The following is a 1,634-nucleotide window of genomic DNA, read 5'->3' as shown; positions in this document are numbered from 1 at the left end:
TTTCTTTTTTTTCTTTTAAAAAGTTTAATGGCAAAAAAAGTGATTGAAAAACCTCAACTTTAAATCAGAAAGTATGCCCAATTTCATTATTCAGACGCACCGAAAAAACACGATTTATTCAAATCCGCATTTATTTGTTTTAAACAAAGGATTGAACAGCGGAAAACCTCAAAAAACGGAATTTACTAACAGTTTTGCAATTATTTTTTCAAACGAAGAGGATTTGGAAACGGTTTATTGGATTGCTTACAGCCTTTGGAAGTCGAAATTTTGGTATCAATTTTTGTGTGGTTCGGTTATTCCGTTTTTGAGAATTAATGACCTTAAACACAATTTTTCGGCACGAGTAAACATCTTATTACTCGACCACGAAGCGCATCAAAAAGACATTAAAGCATTGCGATTGTTGGAATTAAAAGAAGAACAATTTCATCAAAACATAAATCTAATAAACGATTTGCGAAGAGTGATTTTACATCGATATTGTAAAAAATAAACCAATTATTAACCTAAAATTGACAAAAATGAAACTATTTATTTTGTACCAAACGGACAATTGGAAAAGCAGAGCATCAAGAGTATGTTTTGGCGTTTTCGACACAAGAGCCAAAGCGATTGACAGCGCAAAATGGCAAGAATTGTACAACCATAACTCCGAAGTTCAAATTTTGGAAGTTACGTTGAATCAATTTGAGGAAGTTTAATTTTTAGGCATAAAAAAACCCAATCCTTACGGTTTGGGCTTCAATATTGTCTAATCCAAAGGTCACCACAACTAGAATTAGACTATTTTTTGTGCTTTCTAATCAAAATTTTGAGCAGTAAAGATATTAAAAAACTAACTATTGCTCCAATGGATGCAAGAATTATAGTTTTTAGAATATCGTCCGAGTGAAGATTCGGTAAAACACTCAAAACAGTACCGCTAGCGGTACCAACTAACGTTGTGTTACTGTGTTGTAATGCCATAGTCTTTTGTCGTTGTTAGTTGACTAACCGCCGATATAACACCACCTGCAACGGCAACATAACCGCCAATTGTAGTTACTACAACTGGCAAAGCAACTGGTGCTGCCAAAATTGTTCCGCCTACAGCTGCCAAAACCAATCCGATATTTCGAAGCACTTTAAAAAACTTCGGAGTGGGTGATTTTACTCTATTTAAAATATTCATAATTTATTTTTTTTAAGTTCCCATTTGGGAATCGGATTTTATAATTATTAAAACTTCCTTGTTTTGATCTAAAATTGGATAAACTAAATTTTTAAATTTAGAAAATGCTTTTCGAGACATTAGACCTAAACCTGGTCCAGAAAGTTTAGTAACTGGAGCAATACAACCATTCAATTCTTGCAATGCATTATTGGCAGGGTGAAACAGAATTAAACTTCTGTTTTGGACATCCAAAACTTCCAAATGCCATTGAAATTTTTTGCTGTATCTCTTTTTTATAAAATATTTCCCTTCTGGAATGCAGGAAACTTTAGTTTTGTTGTTTTTCCAAGGCAATTCAATTGTCAAACAAATAAGTTTGCCTTCGCATTCGAGTTTTCCATTAGTTCCGTCAGGGAAATAAGTTCTTGATAGTGTCAAAACCATCTTACACGCCACTAACTCGAACCAACGATAACGG

At 33.5% G+C, this 1,634-nt stretch carries 4 protein-coding genes; 2 read left to right on the top strand and 2 right to left on the bottom strand.

Features of this window, described 5'->3' with window-relative positions:
• Positions 1-73 precede the first annotated feature (73 nt).
• Together RMN92_RS00610 and RMN92_RS00605 are read left to right on the top strand one after the other, a co-directional pair.
• Entirely contained in the window at positions 74-496 is a 423-nt protein-coding gene (locus RMN92_RS00610; RefSeq protein ID WP_309607521.1) for a DUF6943 family protein, read from the top strand.
• A 28-nt stretch (positions 497-524) separates the two neighbouring features.
• A complete protein-coding gene (locus RMN92_RS00605; RefSeq protein ID WP_309607520.1) occupies positions 525-704 on the top strand; it encodes a hypothetical protein in 180 nt (59 codons plus the stop codon).
• Between the two features lie 245 nt (positions 705-949).
• Here RMN92_RS00605 and RMN92_RS00600 read toward each other — a convergent pair whose 3' ends face one another.
• Together RMN92_RS00600 and RMN92_RS00595 are read right to left on the bottom strand one after the other, a co-directional pair.
• On the bottom strand, positions 950-1,174 hold the full coding sequence (locus RMN92_RS00600; RefSeq protein WP_309607519.1) for a hypothetical protein: 225 nt from the start codon (positions 1,172-1,174) through the stop codon (positions 950-952).
• A gap of 12 nt (positions 1,175-1,186) precedes the next feature.
• On the bottom strand, positions 1,187-1,634 hold a 448-nt coding region (locus tag RMN92_RS00595), incomplete at its 5' end, for a DUF5675 family protein (protein ID WP_409024840.1).

The organism is Flavobacterium sp. (assembly GCF_031363805.1).
GTDB lineage: Bacteria > Bacteroidota > Bacteroidia > Flavobacteriales > Flavobacteriaceae > Flavobacterium.
This window is presented reverse-complemented; position numbering and strand designations above follow the sequence as displayed.

Excerpts from the sequence above, each read along its gene's own strand:
- RMN92_RS00610 (WP_309607521.1), top strand. The coding sequence starts at position 74 with ATGCCCAATTTCATTATTCAGACGCACCGAAAAAACACGATTTATTCA.
- RMN92_RS00605 (WP_309607520.1), top strand. The coding sequence starts at position 525 with ATGAAACTATTTATTTTGTACCAAACGGACAATTGGAAAAGCAGAGCA.
- RMN92_RS00600 (WP_309607519.1), bottom strand. The coding sequence starts at position 1,174 with ATGAATATTTTAAATAGAGTAAAATCACCCACTCCGAAGTTTTTTAAA.